Below are 17,556 nucleotides of genomic sequence, written 5' to 3'. Positions count from 1 at the left end.
ACGGGAGGCTTTTGCCCCCCGTTCCGGGTCAATTAGGCTTTGGCGCGCTGTTCCAGAATCGCAACAGCCGGCAGAACCTTGCCTTCTACGAACTCCAGGAAGGCGCCGCCGCCAGTGGAGATGTAGGAGACTTTGTCAGCGATGCCGAACTTGTCGATGGCAGCCAGGGTGTCACCACCGCCAGCGATGGAGAAGGCCGGAGAAGCAGCAATGGCTTCAGCGATAACCTTGGTGCCTTCAGCAAACTGGTCAAACTCGAATACACCAACCGGGCCGTTCCACAGGATGGTCTTGGCGTTCATGATGATGTCAGCCAGGGCCTTGGCAGAATCCGGGCCGATGTCGAAGATCATGTCGCCGTCGGTCACATCGTTAACAGACTTGATGGTAGCCGGAGTGGACTCGGAGAACTCGGCACCTACAACCACGTCGGTGGTCACAGGAATGTTGGTCTCGGCAGCCAGTTTCTTGGCGGTGTCGATCAGGTCGTGCTCGCACAGGGACTTGCCGACGTTGTGACCGGCAGCAGCGATGAAGGTGTTGGCGATGCCACCACCGACAACCAGCTGGTCAGCGATTTTGGAGAGGGATTCCAGAACGGTCAGCTTGGTGGAGACCTTGGAGCCGCCAACGATGGCAACCATCGGGCGCTCGGGCTTCAGCATGGCTTTGCCCAGGGCTTCCAGTTCACCCGCCAGCAGCGGGCCGGCACAAGCGACCGGAGCGAACTGAGCCACACCGTAGGTGGAACCTTCGGCGCGGTGAGCAGTACCGAACGCATCCATTACAAAGACATCACACAGGGCGGCGTATTTTTTGGCCAGCTCTTCGGTGTTCTTCTTCTCGCCTTTGTTGAAGCGGCAGTTTTCCAGTACAACCAGCTCACCGGCAGCGACTTCTACGCCATCCAGGTAATCCTTGGCCAGGCGAACCGGGCAGGACAGAGCGTCTTTCAGATAGTTGACAACCGGAGCCAGGGAGAATTCTTCGTTGTATTCACCCTCGGTCGGACGACCCAGGTGGGAGGTGATCATCAGCTTGGCGCCCTTTTCCAGAGCCAGCTTGATGGTCGGCAGAGTCGCAACGATACGTGCATCGGAGGTGACCTTGCCGTCTTTTACCGGTACGTTCAGGTCAGCACGGATCAGAACGCGTTTACCCGCCAGATCCAGGTCAGTCATCTTGATAACAGACATATTCAGTCCTCTATATTTTCCAGGTAATGTTAAAAACAGTAACCTTTCGCCCGGGGCAGGCTCAGCCTGCGGCCATCATGGCCCGGGTGGTATCCAGCATCCGGTTTGCGAAGCCCCATTCGTTATCGCACCACATCAACATCTTGACGAGGTTGGCATCGCTCACCCGGGTCTGGGTACCATCAATGATGCAGGAGTGTGCATCATGATTGAAGTCTACGGAGACCAGAGGTTCTTCCGTGTAATCCAGAATACCGTGTAATGTACCTCTGGATGCCCGTTGCAGGGCTTGATTTACGTCAGTAACTGTCACTTTTTTACGAACAGTAATACTGAGATCCATCGCTGTTACATTGATGGTCGGCACCCGCACCGCGATCGCCTCAAACTTGCCGGCGAAGTGGGGCAGGATACGCTCCAGCCCCTTTGCCAGCTTGGTGTCCACCGGAATGATGGACTGACTGGCAGCGCGGGTTCGGCGCAAGTCACTGTGGTAGGCATCGATGACTTGCTGATCATGCATGGCCGAATGAATTGTCGTAATAGTACCACAATTTATCTCGAATTCTCGATGCAATGTTTCAATCACCGGCACCACGCAGTTGGTGGTACAGGAGGCGTTGGAGACGATCCGCTCCGCTCCGGTGAGGGTATGATGGTTGACCCCGTAGACCACGGTGGCATCCACATCGGCATCCGCCGGGTGGGAGAAGAGCACCTTGCCCGCCCCCGCAGCCAGATGCAGCTCGGCATCGGCCCGCGAGCCAAACACCCCGGTGCAATCGAGCACCACATCCACCCCCAGCGCCCGCCACGGCAGCTTTGACGGATCCCGCTCGGCAAACAGGGAGATGAGATCCTCCCCCACCAGCATGCTGTTGCCCGCCAGTTGCACCGGATGGTGGAAGCGACCGTGACTGGTATCGTAACGGGTCAGGTGCACCATGGCCTCGGGGGCCGCCAGCTCGTTGATGGCGACGATCTTGATGGTCTTGTCGCGCCCGCTTTCATAGAGGGCTCGCAACACGTTGCGACCGATCCGCCCGTAACCATTGATGGCAATCTTGATCATCGAGAATCCGTTTCCTTTAACCAGCAACAGGGCGGCACACCGGCCACCCGGGAGCCCCGGCTACGACAGCAGGGCCTCCTTGAATTCACCGCGGGCCAGCAGTGCGGCCCCGAATACCCCGGCACTGTCACCCAGGGCAGGAGCAATAATGGGGGTTGCGAAGCGGGGATTAAAGAGGAAGGGCAAAATTGTCTGCCGTCCGGCGCTGTAAAGGCTCTGCACATTGCCCACCCCACCGCCGATGACGATCACATCCGGGTCGAGAATGTTGACCACATTGGCCAGCGCCTGACCAAACAGCAGGTGCAGCCGGTCGATGGTGAGCTTGGCCACATGATCGTGAGCCGTGGCGGCCGCGATTTGGGCGAGCGAGAGGTGGCGCTTGGCCTTCGCCTCGTACCAGGCCTCCAGCGCCGGACCGCTGATCAGGGTCTCGACGCAGCCACGCTTGCCGCAGTAGCACTCGGGGCCATCAGGGGAAAGCACGTTGTGGCCCCACTCACCGGCGATGCCGTGGTGGCCGTTGAGGATCTGGCCGTTGATGACGATACCGGAGCCGACCCCGGTGCCCATGATGATGCCGAATACAACCTTGGCATCGGGGTGGTGCTGGCGCACCGCCCCCAAATGGGTTTCTGCCAGCGCGAAGCAGTTGGCGTCGTTGGCAATCAGTACCGGCACGCCCAGCTTGCGCTCCAGATCCTCCTTGAACGGCTTGCCGTTGAGCTCGGTGGTGTTGCAGTTCTTCATCAGGCCGGTCTGCGGATCCCGCGCCCCCGGCGTGCCCATGCCGATGACGGCCGGGCGCTGGCCAATCTTCTCGGCGCACTCAGCTACCAGCTTGGCGATCTGGCCGATCATGTGCTCATAACCGCCAGCCCGCTCGGTGGGGATGCGGTGGCGCAGCAGCACCTCGTCGCCATCCAGCACCACGCATTCACACTTGGTACCGCCAAGATCGATACCCCAATCCAGTGACTTGCTGCTCATCTTGCCTCCTGCACGGCCGCCACGCTCTCGTCATCGCGGCGCCATTTTTTAATGTAAAACGGGGCCTGACGGCCCCGGATTTCAAACAAACTATTCTTCTCCCACCCCGGCCTTAGCGACCGTGGTACTGGGCGGAGAGCTCGTGTACCGCGTTGACAAACACGCCAGCGTGTTCCGGGTTCACATCCTGATGGATGCCGTGGCCGAGGTTGAATACGTGGCCATTACCGTGACCGAAACCGGCCAGAATGGAGGCGACCTCTTCACGGATGCGAGCAGGAGTGGCGTAGAGCATGGAGGGATCCATGTTGCCCTGCAGCGCTACCTTGTCACCGACCCGACGCTTGGCGTCGGCAATGTCTGTGGTCCAGTCCAGACCCAGCGCATCGCAACCGGTGGCTGCAATCTGCTCCAACCACTGACCACCGTTCTTGGTAAACAGGGTGACCGGCACGCGGCGACCGTCGTGCTCGCGGATCAGGCCATCGACAATCTTGTGCATGTACTGCAGGGAGAAGTCGCGGTAATCGCGCGGGGTGAGCACGCCGCCCCAGGTGTCGAACACCATGACAGCCTGCGCACCCGCCTTGATCTGGGCGTTGAGGTAGGCAATCACGCTGTCGGCCAGCTTGTCGAGCAGCAGGTGCAGGGTTTGCGGCTCTGCATACATCATCTGCTTGATCTTGGTGAACGCCTTGGAGCTGCCCCCCTCCACCATGTAGGTGGCCAGGGTCCATGGGCTGCCGGAGAAGCCGATCAGCGGCACTTCGCCCTTCAGCTCGCGGCGGATGGTGCGCACCGCGTTCATCACGTAGCCCAGCTCATCTTCCGGATCCGGAAGGGGCAGCGCCTGCACATCGGCCATGGAGGTGATCGGACGCTCGAAGCGCGGGCCTTCACCCTGCTCGAAGTAGAGACCGAGCCCCATGGCATCGGGCACGGTGAGGATGTCGGAGAAGAGGATGGCGGCATCGAGCGGGTAGCGGCGCAGCGGCTGCAGGGTGACTTCACAGGCCAGCTCGGCGTTGCGGCACAGGGACATGAAATCCCCCGCCTGGGCGCGAGTCGCCTTGTATTCCGGCAGATAACGGCCAGCCTGGCGCATCATCCATACCGGGGTCATATCCACGTCCTGACGCAGCAAAGCGCGCAGGTATCGATCGTTCTTCAGCTCTTTCATCCCAGTTCCTGAGTTCGTATCACGCATAAAATGGCGGCCATAATACCACTTTGCCCACCGGATCGGACTGCCCAAAACGTGGCAAATGGGCGCACGGTTGCAAAGATGTGAAGGGGCGCAAACCAGATCGCCCCGTTTTTAAAAAGAAGTGCAAAAAGGTTGGCGAAAAGATAAGCGCCTCGTTACCCCTCGCCAGCCAGTGACAACTCGATCAGCCGCCGGGCAATGGTGCCGTGAGGCGGCAAACGCGGCAGCCGGTCGGCGGCAAAGAAAGCGGCGGCGACCAGTTCGTCATCCTGCACCCGGATCTCGCCGCTCTCGTAGTCGGCGGTAAAGCCCATCATCAGGCTGTGAGGGAAGGGCCAGGGCTGGCTCGCCACATAGCGCACATTGCGCACCCGGATGCCGCTCTCCTCGAACACCTCCCGTGCCACACACTGCTCGAGGTTCTCCCCCGCCTCCACAAAGCCGGCCAGCACGGTATACATGGGATCGTCCGCCTGATAGTGACGGCGATGAGCCGCCAGCAGGATCTCCGGCCCCTTGCGCACCGCCACGATAATGCAGGGGGAGATGCGCGGATAGACGCTGTGCCCTTGCTGGCACACCTGCGCCCACTCCCCCGCCTTCGGGGTCATGGGGGCGCCGCACTCGCCGCAGAAACGGTGGGTGCGGCGGAAGGTGGCGAGCTGCCAGGCGCGGCCAGCGAGACGAAAGCCCTCTTCGTCCCCCGCCACCATCAGCTGGCGCAGAGGGCTCATAGCGCTCGTGTCAGTCTCATCACCCAGATCGAGCAGATAGCAGGGCAGCCCCTGCCACTCGTCAAAACGCTCGAAAGGGGCGTCAGCCAGCGCTGCGGGCAGGCACGCTTTACTACCCTGTGGCACCTGACCCTGCTGATCGAGCAGTACCAGATGATCGCCCCCCAGCACGAACCAGCGGGCTTGTTCAGTTAATGACATCGGATAAACACTCTCGTTAAAACAGAACCCTGACCACGGCTGGCCGAGCAAGGGGCAAACGCCGCGCGAATGGCTCCCATCTTACGACCAGCACGGGTCGCTGACGACCCCGTCGTGGCCGATTGTCCCATTCGTAAAAAACGGATGGTGCAAATAAAGAGGCCGCCCGAAGGCGGCCCGTTGTTATCCGGCATCCCGTATCCGGTTTCTATCGACGCGGATCAGGCATCGCCCATCGCCAGCAGGGAGGCGTTGCCGCCCACTGCAGTGGTGTTGATGGTGCGGGTCTTCTCGGTAACGAAGCGGCTCAGGTAGTGGGGGCCGCCCGCCTTGGGGCCGGTGCCGGAGAGCCCCTGGCCGCCGAACGGTTGCACCCCGACCATGGCGCCGATCTGGTTACGGTTGATGTAGACGTTACCCACATTGATGCAGCTTGCCAGCTCCTCGGCGTGGGATTCGTTGCGACTGTGGATCCCGAGCGTCAGGCCATAGCCGGTGCCGTTGATGTCGCTGATCACCTTGTCCAGATCCCGGGTGGCGTAGCGCACCACGTGCAGGATGGGACCGAACTGCTCCTTCACCAGCTCGCGGATGGAGCCGATCTCCAGCGCGGTCGGCTGGACGAAGTGTCCCTCCATGGTCGCGGCGGGCATCGGCGCCTGGGCAATCAGGCGAGCACGCGGGATCATGTAGGCGAGGTGAGCATCGAGACCGGCCTTGGCATCGGCATCGATCACCGGGCCGACGTCGGTGTTGTGCTCGGCCGGGTTGCCCACTTTCAGCTCCTGCATGGCGCCGGTGAGGATCTCCAGCACCCGCTCGGCAATCTCCTCCTGCAGGTAGAGCACCCGCAGGGCCGAGCAGCGCTGACCGGCGCTCTGGAAGGCGGCGCTCACCACGTCGCGCACCACCTGCTCCGGCAGCGCGGTGGAGTCGACAATCATGGCGTTCTGGCCGCCGGTTTCGGCGATGAGCGGCAGGATGGCGCCATCGCGCTGGGCCAGGGTCATGTTGATGAGCTTGGCGGTCTCGGTGGAGCCGGTGAAGCAGACGCCGCCGATACGCGGATCCGCTGTCAGCTTGGCACCCACGGTGGCGCCGTCACCGGGCAGCAGCTGTAGCACGTCGCCCGGAATACCAGCCTGATGGGCCAGAGTCACCGCCAGATGGGCAATAAGGCCGGTCTGCTCCGCCGGTTTGGCGATAACGGTGTTGCCGGTGGCCAGCGCTGCAGCGATTTGGCCGAGGAAAATCGCCAGCGGAAAGTTCCACGGACTGATGCAGACAAACACCCCGCGCCCCTGCAGGAACAGCTCGTTCTGCTCGCCGGTGTAACCGGGCAGCAGGGTCGCCTGCCCCATCAGGCTGCGGGCCTGCACCGCGTAGTAGCGGCAGAAATCGACCGCTTCACGCACCTCGTCGATGCCATCTTGCAGCAGCTTGCCCGCCTCGCGGGTACAGAGGGAGACAAACTGCTCGCGGTGCGCTTCCAGCAGATCCGCCAGCTTCTCCAGCGCGGCGGCACGCTCGCTCACCGGGGTTTCACGCCAGCGCGGGAAGGCGGCGTGGGCGGATGCTAAGGCCTGCTCCACCGCCTGCTCGTCGGCCCAGTGGATCTTGCCGACGGTGAGGCTCACATCCTGCGGGCTCAGCACGGTGCGCGCCTCACTGCGCTTGAGGGTCTCGCCATCGACGATGGGGCCCGCCAGCCACTGCTTGCTCTCCAGCTCTTTCAAGCGGACGAAGAAGGGGCGCTGGATGGAGAGGATGTTCATGTTGACGCCGCTGGAGTTCTTGCGGTCGGTGAAGAGGTTCACCGGCTGCGGAATCCGGTCGTTAGCAAAGCCGGAGTAGCGCTTGAGGGTGCGCAGCGGATGCTCGGCCAGCGAGTCCACCGGGGTATTGGGATCCACCAGCTTGTGAACGAAGGAGGTGTTGGCCCCGTTCTCCAGCAGGCGGCGCACCAGATAGGGCAGCAGATCCTTGTGGGCGCCGACCGGCGCATAGATGCGGCAGTGCAGGCCGGGATTGTCGTTCAGCACGGCGTTGTGCAGCTCCTCCCCCATGCCGTGCAGACGCTGGAACTCGAACTGGCGATCGCCAGCCATCTCCAGAATGCTGACCACGGTATTGGCATTATGGGTGGCAAACTGGGGGGCGATAAAGCCGCGAGTCGGCTCGCTCAGCAGGTAGCGGGCGCAGGCGAGGTAGGAGATATCGGTACCCGCCTTGCGGGTAAACAGCGGGTAGCCGGGCAGGCCCGCCTGCTGGGCATATTTCAGTTCGCTGTCCCAGTAAGCGCCTTTTACCAGTCGCACCGGAATGAGGTCACCCTGCTCGCGGGCCAGCGCGGTGAGCCAGCAGAGTACCGGCAGAGCGCGCTTGGAGTAAGCCTGCACCACCATGCCGAGTTTGCCCCAGCCAAGGTTGGCATCGGAGCGGTAGAGCAGCTCGAACAAGTCCAGCGACAGCTCGAGGCGGTCCATCTCCTCGGCGTCGATGCTGATGGCCACATCCTTGTCGCGGGCCAGACGCACCAGCCCCACCAGCCGCTCGCACATTTCGCCGAGCACCCGTTCGCGGTTGGCCACGTCATAGCGCGGATGGAGTGCCGAGAGCTTGATGGAGATGGAAGGGGCCGGGCCGCCGTCGCTGATGCGCTCGTTGCCGACAGCCTCGATGGCGTTACGATAATCGGTCAGATACTTGTCGGCATCCTGCATGGTCAGCGCCGATTCGCCCAGCATGTCATAGGTGTGGGTGTAGCCCAGCTCGCGGGATTTGCGGCTCGCCTTGAGCGCCTCCTTCATGTCGCGCCCCAGCACGAACTGCTTGCCCATGATCTTCATGGCGGCATACATGGCAGAGCGCACCACCGGCTCCCCCAGCTTGTTGACCATGCGCCCCAGCAGGTTGGCCGGGTTGCCGTCCAGCTTTTTGTCGAGCTTGATTATCTTGCCGGTCAGCATCAGCCCCCAGGTAGAGGCGTTGACCAGAGTGGAATCGCTCTTGCGGAAATGGGAGGACCAGTTGGCGCCGGAGAGCTTGTCCTTGATCAGGGCATCGGCGGTCTCGGCATCGGGAATCCGCAGCAGCGCCTCGGCCAGACACATCAGGATGATCCCCTCCTGGGTATCCAGACTGTACTCCTGCAGGAAGGCGTCGATACCGTCACCGGAGCCGCTCTCCTTGCGCACCTTGGTCACCAGGGTACGGGCACGCTGGGTCACCTGCTCCAGCGAGGCGCCATCTCCCGGCAGCATGGCCGACAGTTCGGCCAGATAGGCATTTTCATCCACCACGTAGTTTTGGGTGATGGCTTCGCGCAGGGCGGCTAGATCGGAGGGGATATAGTCAGCGGCAAGCACTTGAGTAGCTTTGAACATATGGGGTCTTCCTGTACGCCCTAGGGCTGATATCGACAAAGGCGGACGCGCCGCCGAAACGCCGATAATGTATACAATGTTGCACCCTATATGAAATGAATTTGTTGCCACTCTTTAACAAAGATCGCTCATTCCCCCTATGAATTCCCTTTTGAAGCCAATACGCCAGCAAGCGTGAGGGTCATCTGACTTCATTTTGTATACGATCTGCCGCTGCTCTATCGCAAAGCAGCCACGCATTCCGCCCAATGCGCCCCAAAAAAGAAGGGCCGCCACGGCGACCCTTCTCAGCAATTCATTCAGCCAGAGGCTGTCAGTTCATCCAGCGATCGCCACGACTGCGACGACGGGGCAGCATGGGCAGCAGGATGCCAAGCAGGATACCGGCCCCCACCATGGCACCACCACGGATAAACCAGTCCATCTGCATGTCGTGCTCCTGGTTGTCGTAGCTCTGGGTCAGGGCATCATTCTGCTCTTTGAGATTGCTCATCTCCTCACCCTGACTGACCAACTGGGCCTTGAGAGCGGCGATCTCCTTGCTCTGGGCAGCGATCTGGCCATCCTTTTCGGTAAAGCGTTTCTCGTTGTCACCGTTGAGATTTTGCAGGCGGGCCTTGAGCTCATCCCGCTCCTTTTCAACCTGAGGGAGCCGCTCACGCAAGCTGGGCTCACTCTGTAGTTCGCTGCTTTTTATCCACCCTTCGCGGCCACGCCCGTCCACCACCTGGGTGAATCCGGCCTCGCCGTTCACAGCCTTCACCTCCAGCGGTTCACCAGCCTTGACGCTACCGAGGATCCGGTACTGGGTACCCGGACCATTGTGGATATAGGTAAAGATGTTGTCTGAAACATAACGGGTATCGGCCAGTGCCTGTTGGGCACACAAGCAGATCAAAATCCCGAGAAGGGCGCGCATGGTCGATCGGTTCTCTTTTTCTGGTGTGGACAAGAGGTTGAATGTTAAGCCGCCAGCAGGCTAAAGGACAAGCAAAGAAAAAGCACCTCCCCCGCTCTGCCACAACCGATAGCTGGGAGCTGGCTCGCAACTTGCGCTCCCGTGCGACAACCTTACTTCTTCTTGAGCTCGCGCACCTCGCTGCGCAGGGCGCGGATCTCTCGCAGCAACTCCTCTTGCTGGTTATTGTAGTGATGACGCCACTTGTCGGTCTCGCTCTCCTTGGCAGGCTGCAAAAAGATGCTGGCCATAAAACCGCTTATGGCACCAAACAGACCGACCCCGAACAGGATCAGCAGGCTGGCGACAAAACGCCCCTCCTCGGTCTTGGGTACCAGATCGCCATAGCCCACGGTCGACAGGGTCACCAGCGTCCACCAGAAGGCGTCATAGGGGGTCTCAATCTGGCTGCCGGGCTGGCCCGACTCAATCCAGTACATGACGCCGGAGCCCAATCCCAGCAGCAGGACGAAGAGGAAGAGGATGCCGGAGAGGGTGGTCTCGTTGCGCTCGCGACGGAACATGGCCCAGAGATCCGGGTGCTCCTTGAACAGTTGATAGACCCGCCACAACTGGAGCAGTCGGGCCCAACGCAGCTGCTCCACCATCGGCAGACTACCCGGCAGATAGAACCAGTTTGCCTTGAAGTAGGCTTTGCGGTCTGGAGCACGGATCCAGCCATAAGCAAAATGCGCGAGGAAGAAGTAGCAGATCAGACTGTCCAGGTCATAGAAGAGCTGCAGGGTCTGGGGAGTTAGGGTTTCGTGGCCCCACCAGCGGGCCGTCACCAGCAGAACCGAGACAATCGACAGAAATGCCATCAGCAGATCCATCGCCCGTAGATGAGTTAAGTGATGTCGCATACATTTTCCAACTTTAAGCACAGTGCGAATTAATAAAAGAGAAGATAATGCCGATAGCCTTGAGGGCAAAGGAAAAGCGATATTCAAAGGAGATTTTACGATGCAGTTGAACCTGCTGGAGAAGCGGATGAGCAACATTCGGCTGGTGCCGAAAGTGGTGTTGCTGATGGTGGTGAGTACCATTTTGCTACTGACCAAACTCTGGTTTGATACCAACAATCTGGAGACCACCCTGCTCAGCGAGGGGCTTGATCCGGACAAAGCCAACGCCATTGCCGACCGCCTGCTCTGGAGCGGCCTGATGGAGACCACCATCATGGGTCTGCTGTTCGTGATCCTGCTGATGACCGGTTCCCGCCTGATGGTCAAGCAGGTGCACTATCTGGTGGATCTGCTGGAGCGCTTCGCCAAGCGGGATCTCAGTCACAAGGTGTTGCTCAAATCTCGGGATGAATTCGGTGACATCGCCAAGGCGGTCTCCCACTCGCAGGAGAACCTCAAAGCAGTGTTTAACAACCAGCGCGCCGCCTGCAAGGAGCTCAACGACATCGCCTCTCAGGTCACCCTCTGCATGGAGGAGACCAACGAAGCGATCAACGAAGAGTTCACCCAGATCGAACAGCTGGCGAGCGCCATGAGCCAGATGGTCGGCGCCATTCGCGAAGTGGCTGCCCATGCGGATCAGGCCTCTCACGCCACCGCCGAAACCAGCCAGCTGGCGGAAGAGGGAAGCCGCTGCGTCGCCGATACCGTCAGCACCATCGACACCCTCTCCGGCAACATCCAGCGCTCCGCCACCGTGGTCAACGAGGTGGAGCAGGGGGTCGAGCGCATTGGCTCTGTGGTCGACACCATTCGCGGCATCTCGGAGCAGACCAACCTGCTGGCACTGAACGCAGCCATCGAAGCGGCTCGCGCCGGTGAAGCGGGTCGTGGCTTTGCCGTGGTGGCCTCCGAAGTGCGCGAGCTGGCCAACCGGGCTCAGGCCGCCACCGTCGAGATCCAGAAGATGATCGAACAGCTGCAGGGCAATGCCCACCAGGCTGGCGAACTGATGGCCCAAAGCGTACAGCAGGCCGACAAGGGGGTGGAACAGGTGACCCAGGCCGGTACCCAGCTCGCCACCATAGTGCAGCGGGTACAGGGTGTCGCCGACATGAACCGCCACATCGCCGCCGCCTCCGAGCAGCAGAGCTCGGTCGCCGAAGAGATGCGCGGCAATCTGGAACAGGTCAAGCAGATTGCCGAAGGCTCCGTCGTGGTGCTGCGCGAGCTGCAAGAGGCCTCCGAGCTGGTCGAACAGCACAGCAAGGAGCTCGACAGCCAGATCCACTCCTTCAAGCTCGCCTGACTGCTCGCCCTGGTCGGGCATGACCGCGTTGTGCCCTGCCGCCGCTCCCGGCCATAAAAAAATCCGAAACCAGTGGTTTCGGATTTTTTCTATCGGACAAAGGGCAGGCTCGGCTATCGCCTTGCCCACTCTTGCACAACTTACTCGGCAGCCATACGGGCTTCGATGTAAGCCAGTGCGCGGTCGATACGCGCCAGTACGCGCTCCTTGCCCACCAATGCCATTACGGCGTCGATGGCAGGGGATTGACCCAGACCGGTGACGGCCACACGCAGCGGCATACCAACCTTGCCCATGCCCTGACCCAGCTCGGCGGCAGTGGCTTCAATCAGCTCGTGCAGCGCTTCGGTAGTCCAGCTATCCAGTGCAGCCAGCTTGGTTTTGGCCAGAGCCAGCGGCTCGGCAGCCACGCCGCGCAGGTGCTTCTTGGCAGCGGCTTCGTCGATGGCCTCGTACTCTTCGAACAGGTAGCGGCTCTGGGCGGCCATCTCGACCAGGGTGTTGCAGCGCTCGGCCAGCAGGGTGACCACGTCGGCCAGCGCCGGGCCATTGCTGGTGTCGATCTTCTGGTTTTCCATGTGCCATGCCAGATGCTTGGCAACATAGGCCGGATCCAGGCTGCGCATGTAGTGGTTGTTCAGCCACAACAGCTTGTCGGTGTTGAAGGCGGAGGCAGACTTGGAGATGGCATCCAGGCTGAACAGCTTGATCATCTCTTCCAGGCTGAAGATCTCCTGATCGCCGTGGGACCAGCCCAGACGCACCAGATAGTTCAGCAGCGCTTCCGGCAGGTAGCCGTCGTCGCGGTACTGCATCACGGAGACTGCACCGTGGCGCTTGGAGAGCTTGGCACCGTCGTCACCCAGGATCATGGATACGTGGGCAAACTCAGGTACCGGCGCGTTCAGCGCCTTGTAGATGTTGATCTGGCGCGGGGTATTGTTGATGTGGTCTTCACCACGCACCACGTGGGTGATCTCCATATCCCAGTCATCGACCACTACGCAGAAGTTGTAGGTCGGCGCGCCGTCGGTACGGCGGATAATCAGATCGTCCAGCTCGGTGTTGGCGAACTCGATGCGGCCACGGACGTGGTCATCGAACACCACGGAACCTTCGGTCGGGTTGCGGAAGCGAATCACGTGCGGCGCATCGGCCGGGTGATCGTGGGCGTGGTCGCGGCACTTGCCGTCGTAACGTGGCTTCTCGCCGTTGGCCATCTGGCCTTCGCGCAGCGCTTCCAGACGCTCTTTGGAGCAGTAGCACTTGTAGGCGCGGCCATCGGCCAGCATCTCGTCGATCAGAGCGTTGTAGCGATCGAAGCGCTTGGTCTGGTAGTAGGGGCCCTCATCCCAGTTCAGCTCCAGCCATTCCATGCCCTCAATGATGGCGTCGATTGCCTCCTGAGTGGAACGTTCCAGATCGGTATCCTCAATACGCAGCACGAACTCACCGCCCTGGTTCTTTGCAAACAACCAGGAATAGAGTGCGGTACGGGCACCGCCGACATGCAAAAAGCCGGTCGGGCTGGGAGCAAAACGGGTTTTGACTTTCATCTTTAAGCCTTGTGTAGAGGGCCTTGGGCCAATTCGTTAAAAAAACCGTCGCATTTTAGCACCGACAATCACGGATGGGAAAACCATGACGCCATTGCGGGCTAAAGTAGGGGGTTAAATCTGTCGCCATTTGCATCTGTAGCCCGATATTTGAAGAGGATCGCAAAACAGAAGCCCCGTTTCCGATTTGCTATGCACAATGCTGGAGAGCTGCCTCCTCCGGTCGATACCCAAATAACGCTCACCACACTTCTCACGAACAAGGAAGAGACGATGCAGTTCCGTTCTATCCAGAATCGCATTCTAGTGATGGCCGGGATCGCCATGACCGCAGCCCTGGTCATCCTGATCCTGCTCAACCAATACTCCGGCCAACAGACCCAACAACTGACCATCAGCTCCAGCCGTGAAGCGCTGCAGCAGGAGGCATGGCAGAAGGTCAGCGCCAATGCCCGCGCCGAGGCGGCCACCATCACCCAGCTGCTGCAAAAAGGGCTCTCCTACACCCAGCAGATGGCCAGCGCCCTCGCCCTGCAACAACAGGGCAAACTACCGCTGGATCGCCAGCAGGCCACCGACCTGCTCAAGGCACAATTGGCGTTGGAGCCCCAGCTCTATGGCGCCTTTGCCGGCTTCGAGCCCAACGGTTTCGACGGTCAGGATGCCAGCTTTGCCGGTCAGACCGCGCTCGGTAGCGACAGCAAGGGGCGCTTTGTCCCCTATTTCTATCGCGACAAGGATCAAATCGGCACCGATCTGCTGCTCTCCATCGAAAAAACCGACCCGGACGAATTCGGCAATCCCGCCAACGACTACTACGCCTGCCCGAAACGGGAAGGACGGTCTTGTCTGATCGATCCCTTCAAGGTGGATATCAACGGTCAGCAGGTGCTGGTGAGCACTATCACCACCCCCATCATGGTGGATGGTCAGTTCAAGGGGATCGCCGCGCTGGATCTGGCGGTGGACTCCATCAGCCGTCAGGCACAGTCCCTCAACAGCAACATCTATGACGGCAAGGGGGAAACCCTGATCGTCAGCGCCGCCGGTGTCATCACAGGCACCAGCGGTGATGCCAGCCTGCTCGGCAGCAGCGCAAGTAAGGTGCTGGGCAACCAGTGGCAGCAGTACCTGAAACCGGAAGTTCAGCGTCAGGAGCTGGACGAGTCATTCCGTATTTCCGTCCCCATCATGGTGCCGGGAATGAGCCGCAACTGGGCCATCATCGTCACCCTGCCCTACAAGGTGGTACTGGCGGGGGCCGATCAGCTGGAGAGCCAGCTCAATGAGATGAACCGGGCCGCGGTGACCCAGCAGCTGGTCGGTGCCTTTATCGTACTGGTACTGGCGCTGGCCACCATGCTGGTGATTGCACGCAGCATCACAGGCCCCATCCGTCAGATGGTCAGCCTGGTGGATGACATCGCCGATGGTGAAGGGGATCTCACCAAACGCCTCACGACCCGCTCGGTGGATGAGCTGGGGGATCTCGCCAAGGGGATCAACCGCTTTATCGACAAGCTGCAAGGGTTGCTCGGGGATGTGCTCAAGACTGCCAGCGAGGTGAACCGCTACGCCGGTGACACCGATCGCATTGCCGGTCAGACCGACAACAATCTGCAGCATCATCAGGCCGAGATGGAGCAGATGCTGACCGCGGTACAGGAGATGTCCTACGTCAGTCAGGAGGTCGCCACCCACGCCAACAATACCGCCGACTCGGCCAAACAGGCGCAAAGCGCTGCCGATCAGGGCAAGGAGCGCTTCCAGCAGGTGATCCAGTCGATGCACAAGGTCGCGGCAGAAGCCGGTAAAGGGGCCGAAGTGGTGGAAGGGCTGGCTCACGACAGCGCCCAGATCACCAGCATCCTCACCGTCATTCAGGGGATTGCCGACCAGACCAACCTGCTGGCCCTCAACGCCGCCATCGAGGCTGCCCGGGCTGGCGAACAGGGCCGCGGCTTTGCGGTGGTGGCCGACGAGGTGCGCAAACTGGCGGGTAATACCCAGCAGGCGGTGCAGAACACCCAGGAGTTGATCGAGAAGATCCGCCTCAGCTCTACCAATGCAGTCAACGCCATCACCCAGAGCCAGCAGCTGACCCATCAGGCGGTGGGCGAGGCGGATCTGGCGGAAGAGGCGCTCGGCAGCATCTACCAGGCCATCTCCACCATCAACGACATGACCTATCAGATCGCCTCCGCCGCCGAAGAGCAGAGCTCGGTCTCAGAAACCGTCTCCGGCAACCTGTCAAAAACCAACGCACTGGCCAACGACATTGCTCAGGATGCGACCGAAATGGCCAAAACCAGTCAGGCATTGCGTCAGGCGGCCGACAAATTGCAGCAATTATTGGGTCAATTTCGTCTCAGCTGATAATTTTCCGCCTCAGGACTCTCCCCCTCGGGGGCGAGTCCGTTTACCATAGGCGACGAATTTGCCTGATGGCAGGCAATGTAGTGAGAGGTAAATGCCGTGCCCACCCCGGACCGTCGCCCACGAGGCCATAACAGACGAGCCCAGCAGCGTCGCCAAGACGAATCACAAGGATCCCTGCTCCATCGCATCAATGCCGCGACCCTGTCCCTGCGCCAACGTTTTGGCCAAGGGATGAGCAACCTCGGCCAACGCCGCCAGGATGCCAAAGCAGGCAAATTCAAGCTGTCCAGCCCGCTGCCCCGCAAAAACACCATAGGTCTGCTGATCCTGATCCCGCTCTGGTTGCTGGTACTGGCCTGGGAGCCGGCACCATCCGTTCCCAAAGCAGCCCCTTCCGGCTCGCTGGAAGTGCCGCTGGCCGTACCTGCTCAAGCTCTAACTGTCGGTAATGGCGCGGCAGGCAGTGCCCCCGCGGCAGCCAAGCCGGTCGAAGAGAAGGTCAACGGTACCTGGCTGCAACACGATGTGCAGGCGGGTGAGACCCTCTACTCCATCTGGCGTAAATTCGAGTTGCCGGGTGCCGAGCTGAGCCGCCTGATCGCCATCGAGGGACCGGATCGCCCCCTGACCCGCCTGCAATCGGGCCGCTCTATCTTCATCCTGGTGGACGACACCCGCCGCATCCAGCGGGTGGAGATCCGCTCCTACGGTCAGGCGGTTTATCGCTACGACCGGCAGGGCGAAGGGTTCGCCCTCAAGGAATAATAAAAACGGGAGGCGCTGGCCTCCCGTTTTTTTCAGTCAAATATCTTCAAATAAGCTACTGACTTCACAATATTTTTAGCTTGTTCAAAAAACGAAAGGGGTCAAATTGACAAGGATCGGCGCTAACGTACAATCGTTTGTGCTTTAGACAGGGATTGTTCTACGTGCTACTGGGACAAAGAGACGTGGTCAGTCATGAGCCAACCCCTGCTTGCAAGGCAAATGCAGCCCAGCACGGGCTTAGTTTCATTTTGTTATTGATAGGATTTAGCACATGTCTGACATTCGCACCGGCCAGGTAAAATGGTTCAACGAAACCAAGGGTTTTGGCTTTATTGAACAATCCCAGGGTCCGGACGTATTCGTTCACTTCTCCTCCATCCAGAGCACCGGTTTCAAAACCCTGGCTGAAGGTCAAAAAGTCCAGTTCACTGTGACCCAGGGCAAAAAAGGCCCTCAGGCTGAAAACGTTACTCTGGTCTAAGCCCGCGCCAGTGAATCATGCAGGAGGAGCCAAGGCCCCTCCTCTTTTTTGCCCGCAATTCTCGCCTTCCACCACCAGTCACAACCGCTTGCCTCGTACAATCCGCACCATGAGCCCACATCCCCTTCCTGTTGGCAGGAGGTGGTAGAGACGCGCCTAGTAAACGCCAGATACGACAAAGCATCGCAGCGCGATGTGATGGGTAATTCAAAGGGATTATGAAAGCTTCGAAGAGAGATTGGAGCGGGAAACGAGACTCGAACTCGCGACCCCGACCTTGGCAAGGTCGTGCTCTACCAACTTAGCCATTCCCGCAACGGAATGTCACTTACAAATGTTTGGAGCGGGAAACGAGACTCGAACTCGCGACCCCGACCTTGGCAAGGTCGTGCTCTACCAACTGAGCTATTCCCG

General features: G+C 60.3%; 13 protein-coding genes and 1 tRNA gene. 4 read left to right on the top strand and 10 right to left on the bottom strand.

Going from position 1 to position 17,556, the window contains the following annotated elements; genetic code table 11:
• Positions 1-32 precede the first annotated feature (32 nt).
• From G5253_RS16500 to G5253_RS16465, 8 genes are all read right to left on the bottom strand, one after another.
• Positions 33-1,196, bottom strand: coding sequence for a phosphoglycerate kinase (locus tag G5253_RS16500; RefSeq protein ID WP_005340965.1), 1,164 nt, complete (start codon positions 1,194-1,196; stop codon positions 33-35).
• A gap of 61 nt (positions 1,197-1,257) precedes the next feature.
• Positions 1,258-2,268, bottom strand: coding sequence for an erythrose-4-phosphate dehydrogenase (gene epd / locus G5253_RS16495; protein ID WP_005335438.1), 1,011 nt, complete (start codon positions 2,266-2,268; stop codon positions 1,258-1,260).
• Positions 2,269-2,328: 60 nt separating this feature from the next.
• Positions 2,329-3,258 carry an ROK family protein gene (locus G5253_RS16490; protein WP_421203761.1) on the bottom strand — a complete coding sequence of 310 codons (930 nt, stop codon included), beginning with the start codon at positions 3,256-3,258 and terminating at the stop codon, positions 2,329-2,331.
• Between the two features lie 112 nt (positions 3,259-3,370).
• The gene (gene hemE, locus G5253_RS16485) at positions 3,371-4,438 is read right to left on the bottom strand and encodes a uroporphyrinogen decarboxylase (RefSeq protein ID WP_201908575.1); all 1,068 of its coding nucleotides are present in this window, start codon (positions 4,436-4,438) and stop codon (positions 3,371-3,373) included.
• 182 nt (positions 4,439-4,620) lie between these two features.
• The gene (nudC, locus tag G5253_RS16480) at positions 4,621-5,400 is read right to left on the bottom strand and encodes an NAD(+) diphosphatase (RefSeq protein WP_421203759.1); all 780 of its coding nucleotides are present in this window, start codon (positions 5,398-5,400) and stop codon (positions 4,621-4,623) included.
• 221 nt (positions 5,401-5,621) lie between these two features.
• Positions 5,622-8,786: a bifunctional proline dehydrogenase/L-glutamate gamma-semialdehyde dehydrogenase PutA gene (gene putA, locus G5253_RS16475; protein ID WP_421203757.1), complete on the bottom strand. Its 3,165-nt coding sequence runs from the start codon at positions 8,784-8,786 to the stop codon at positions 5,622-5,624.
• A 313-nt stretch (positions 8,787-9,099) separates the two neighbouring features.
• Positions 9,100-9,705 carry a TIGR04211 family SH3 domain-containing protein gene (locus G5253_RS16470; RefSeq protein WP_216952951.1) on the bottom strand — a complete coding sequence of 202 codons (606 nt, stop codon included), beginning with the start codon at positions 9,703-9,705 and terminating at the stop codon, positions 9,100-9,102.
• Positions 9,706-9,857: 152 nt separating this feature from the next.
• The gene (locus G5253_RS16465; RefSeq protein WP_421203755.1) at positions 9,858-10,607 is read right to left on the bottom strand and encodes a potassium channel family protein; all 750 of its coding nucleotides are present in this window, start codon (positions 10,605-10,607) and stop codon (positions 9,858-9,860) included.
• A 100-nt stretch (positions 10,608-10,707) separates the two neighbouring features.
• Here G5253_RS16465 and G5253_RS16460 point away from each other — a divergent pair, with 100 nt between their 5' ends.
• Positions 10,708-11,958 carry a methyl-accepting chemotaxis protein gene (locus tag G5253_RS16460; protein ID WP_421203753.1) on the top strand — a complete coding sequence of 417 codons (1,251 nt, stop codon included), beginning with the start codon at positions 10,708-10,710 and terminating at the stop codon, positions 11,956-11,958.
• Between the two features lie 140 nt (positions 11,959-12,098).
• Here the strand turns inward: G5253_RS16460 and gltX are convergent, their stop codons facing one another.
• Positions 12,099-13,514, bottom strand: a complete 1,416-nt coding sequence (gltX, locus tag G5253_RS16455) for a glutamate--tRNA ligase (RefSeq protein ID WP_058057262.1) — start codon at positions 13,512-13,514, stop codon at positions 12,099-12,101.
• A gap of 273 nt (positions 13,515-13,787) precedes the next feature.
• Here gltX and G5253_RS16450 point away from each other — a divergent pair, with 273 nt between their 5' ends.
• From G5253_RS16450 to G5253_RS16440, 3 genes are all read left to right on the top strand, one after another.
• On the top strand, positions 13,788-15,890 hold the full coding sequence (locus tag G5253_RS16450) for a methyl-accepting chemotaxis protein (RefSeq protein ID WP_421203751.1): 2,103 nt from the start codon (positions 13,788-13,790) through the stop codon (positions 15,888-15,890).
• 99 nt (positions 15,891-15,989) lie between these two features.
• Positions 15,990-16,658, top strand: coding sequence for a LysM-like peptidoglycan-binding domain-containing protein (locus tag G5253_RS16445; RefSeq protein ID WP_005349384.1), 669 nt, complete (start codon positions 15,990-15,992; stop codon positions 16,656-16,658).
• Between the two features lie 274 nt (positions 16,659-16,932).
• Positions 16,933-17,142, top strand: a complete 210-nt coding sequence (locus G5253_RS16440; RefSeq protein ID WP_005338972.1) for a cold-shock protein — start codon at positions 16,933-16,935, stop codon at positions 17,140-17,142.
• A 239-nt stretch (positions 17,143-17,381) separates the two neighbouring features.
• Here the strand turns inward: G5253_RS16440 and G5253_RS16435 are convergent.
• Positions 17,382-17,457 (bottom strand) — tRNA-Gly (locus G5253_RS16435).
• Between the last annotated feature and the right edge of the window lie 99 nt (positions 17,458-17,556).

Origin of the sequence: Aeromonas sp. 602658 (assembly GCF_049173005.1) — a bacterium.
GTDB lineage: Bacteria > Pseudomonadota > Gammaproteobacteria > Enterobacterales > Aeromonadaceae > Aeromonas > Aeromonas veronii_A.
This window is presented reverse-complemented; position numbering and strand designations above follow the sequence as displayed.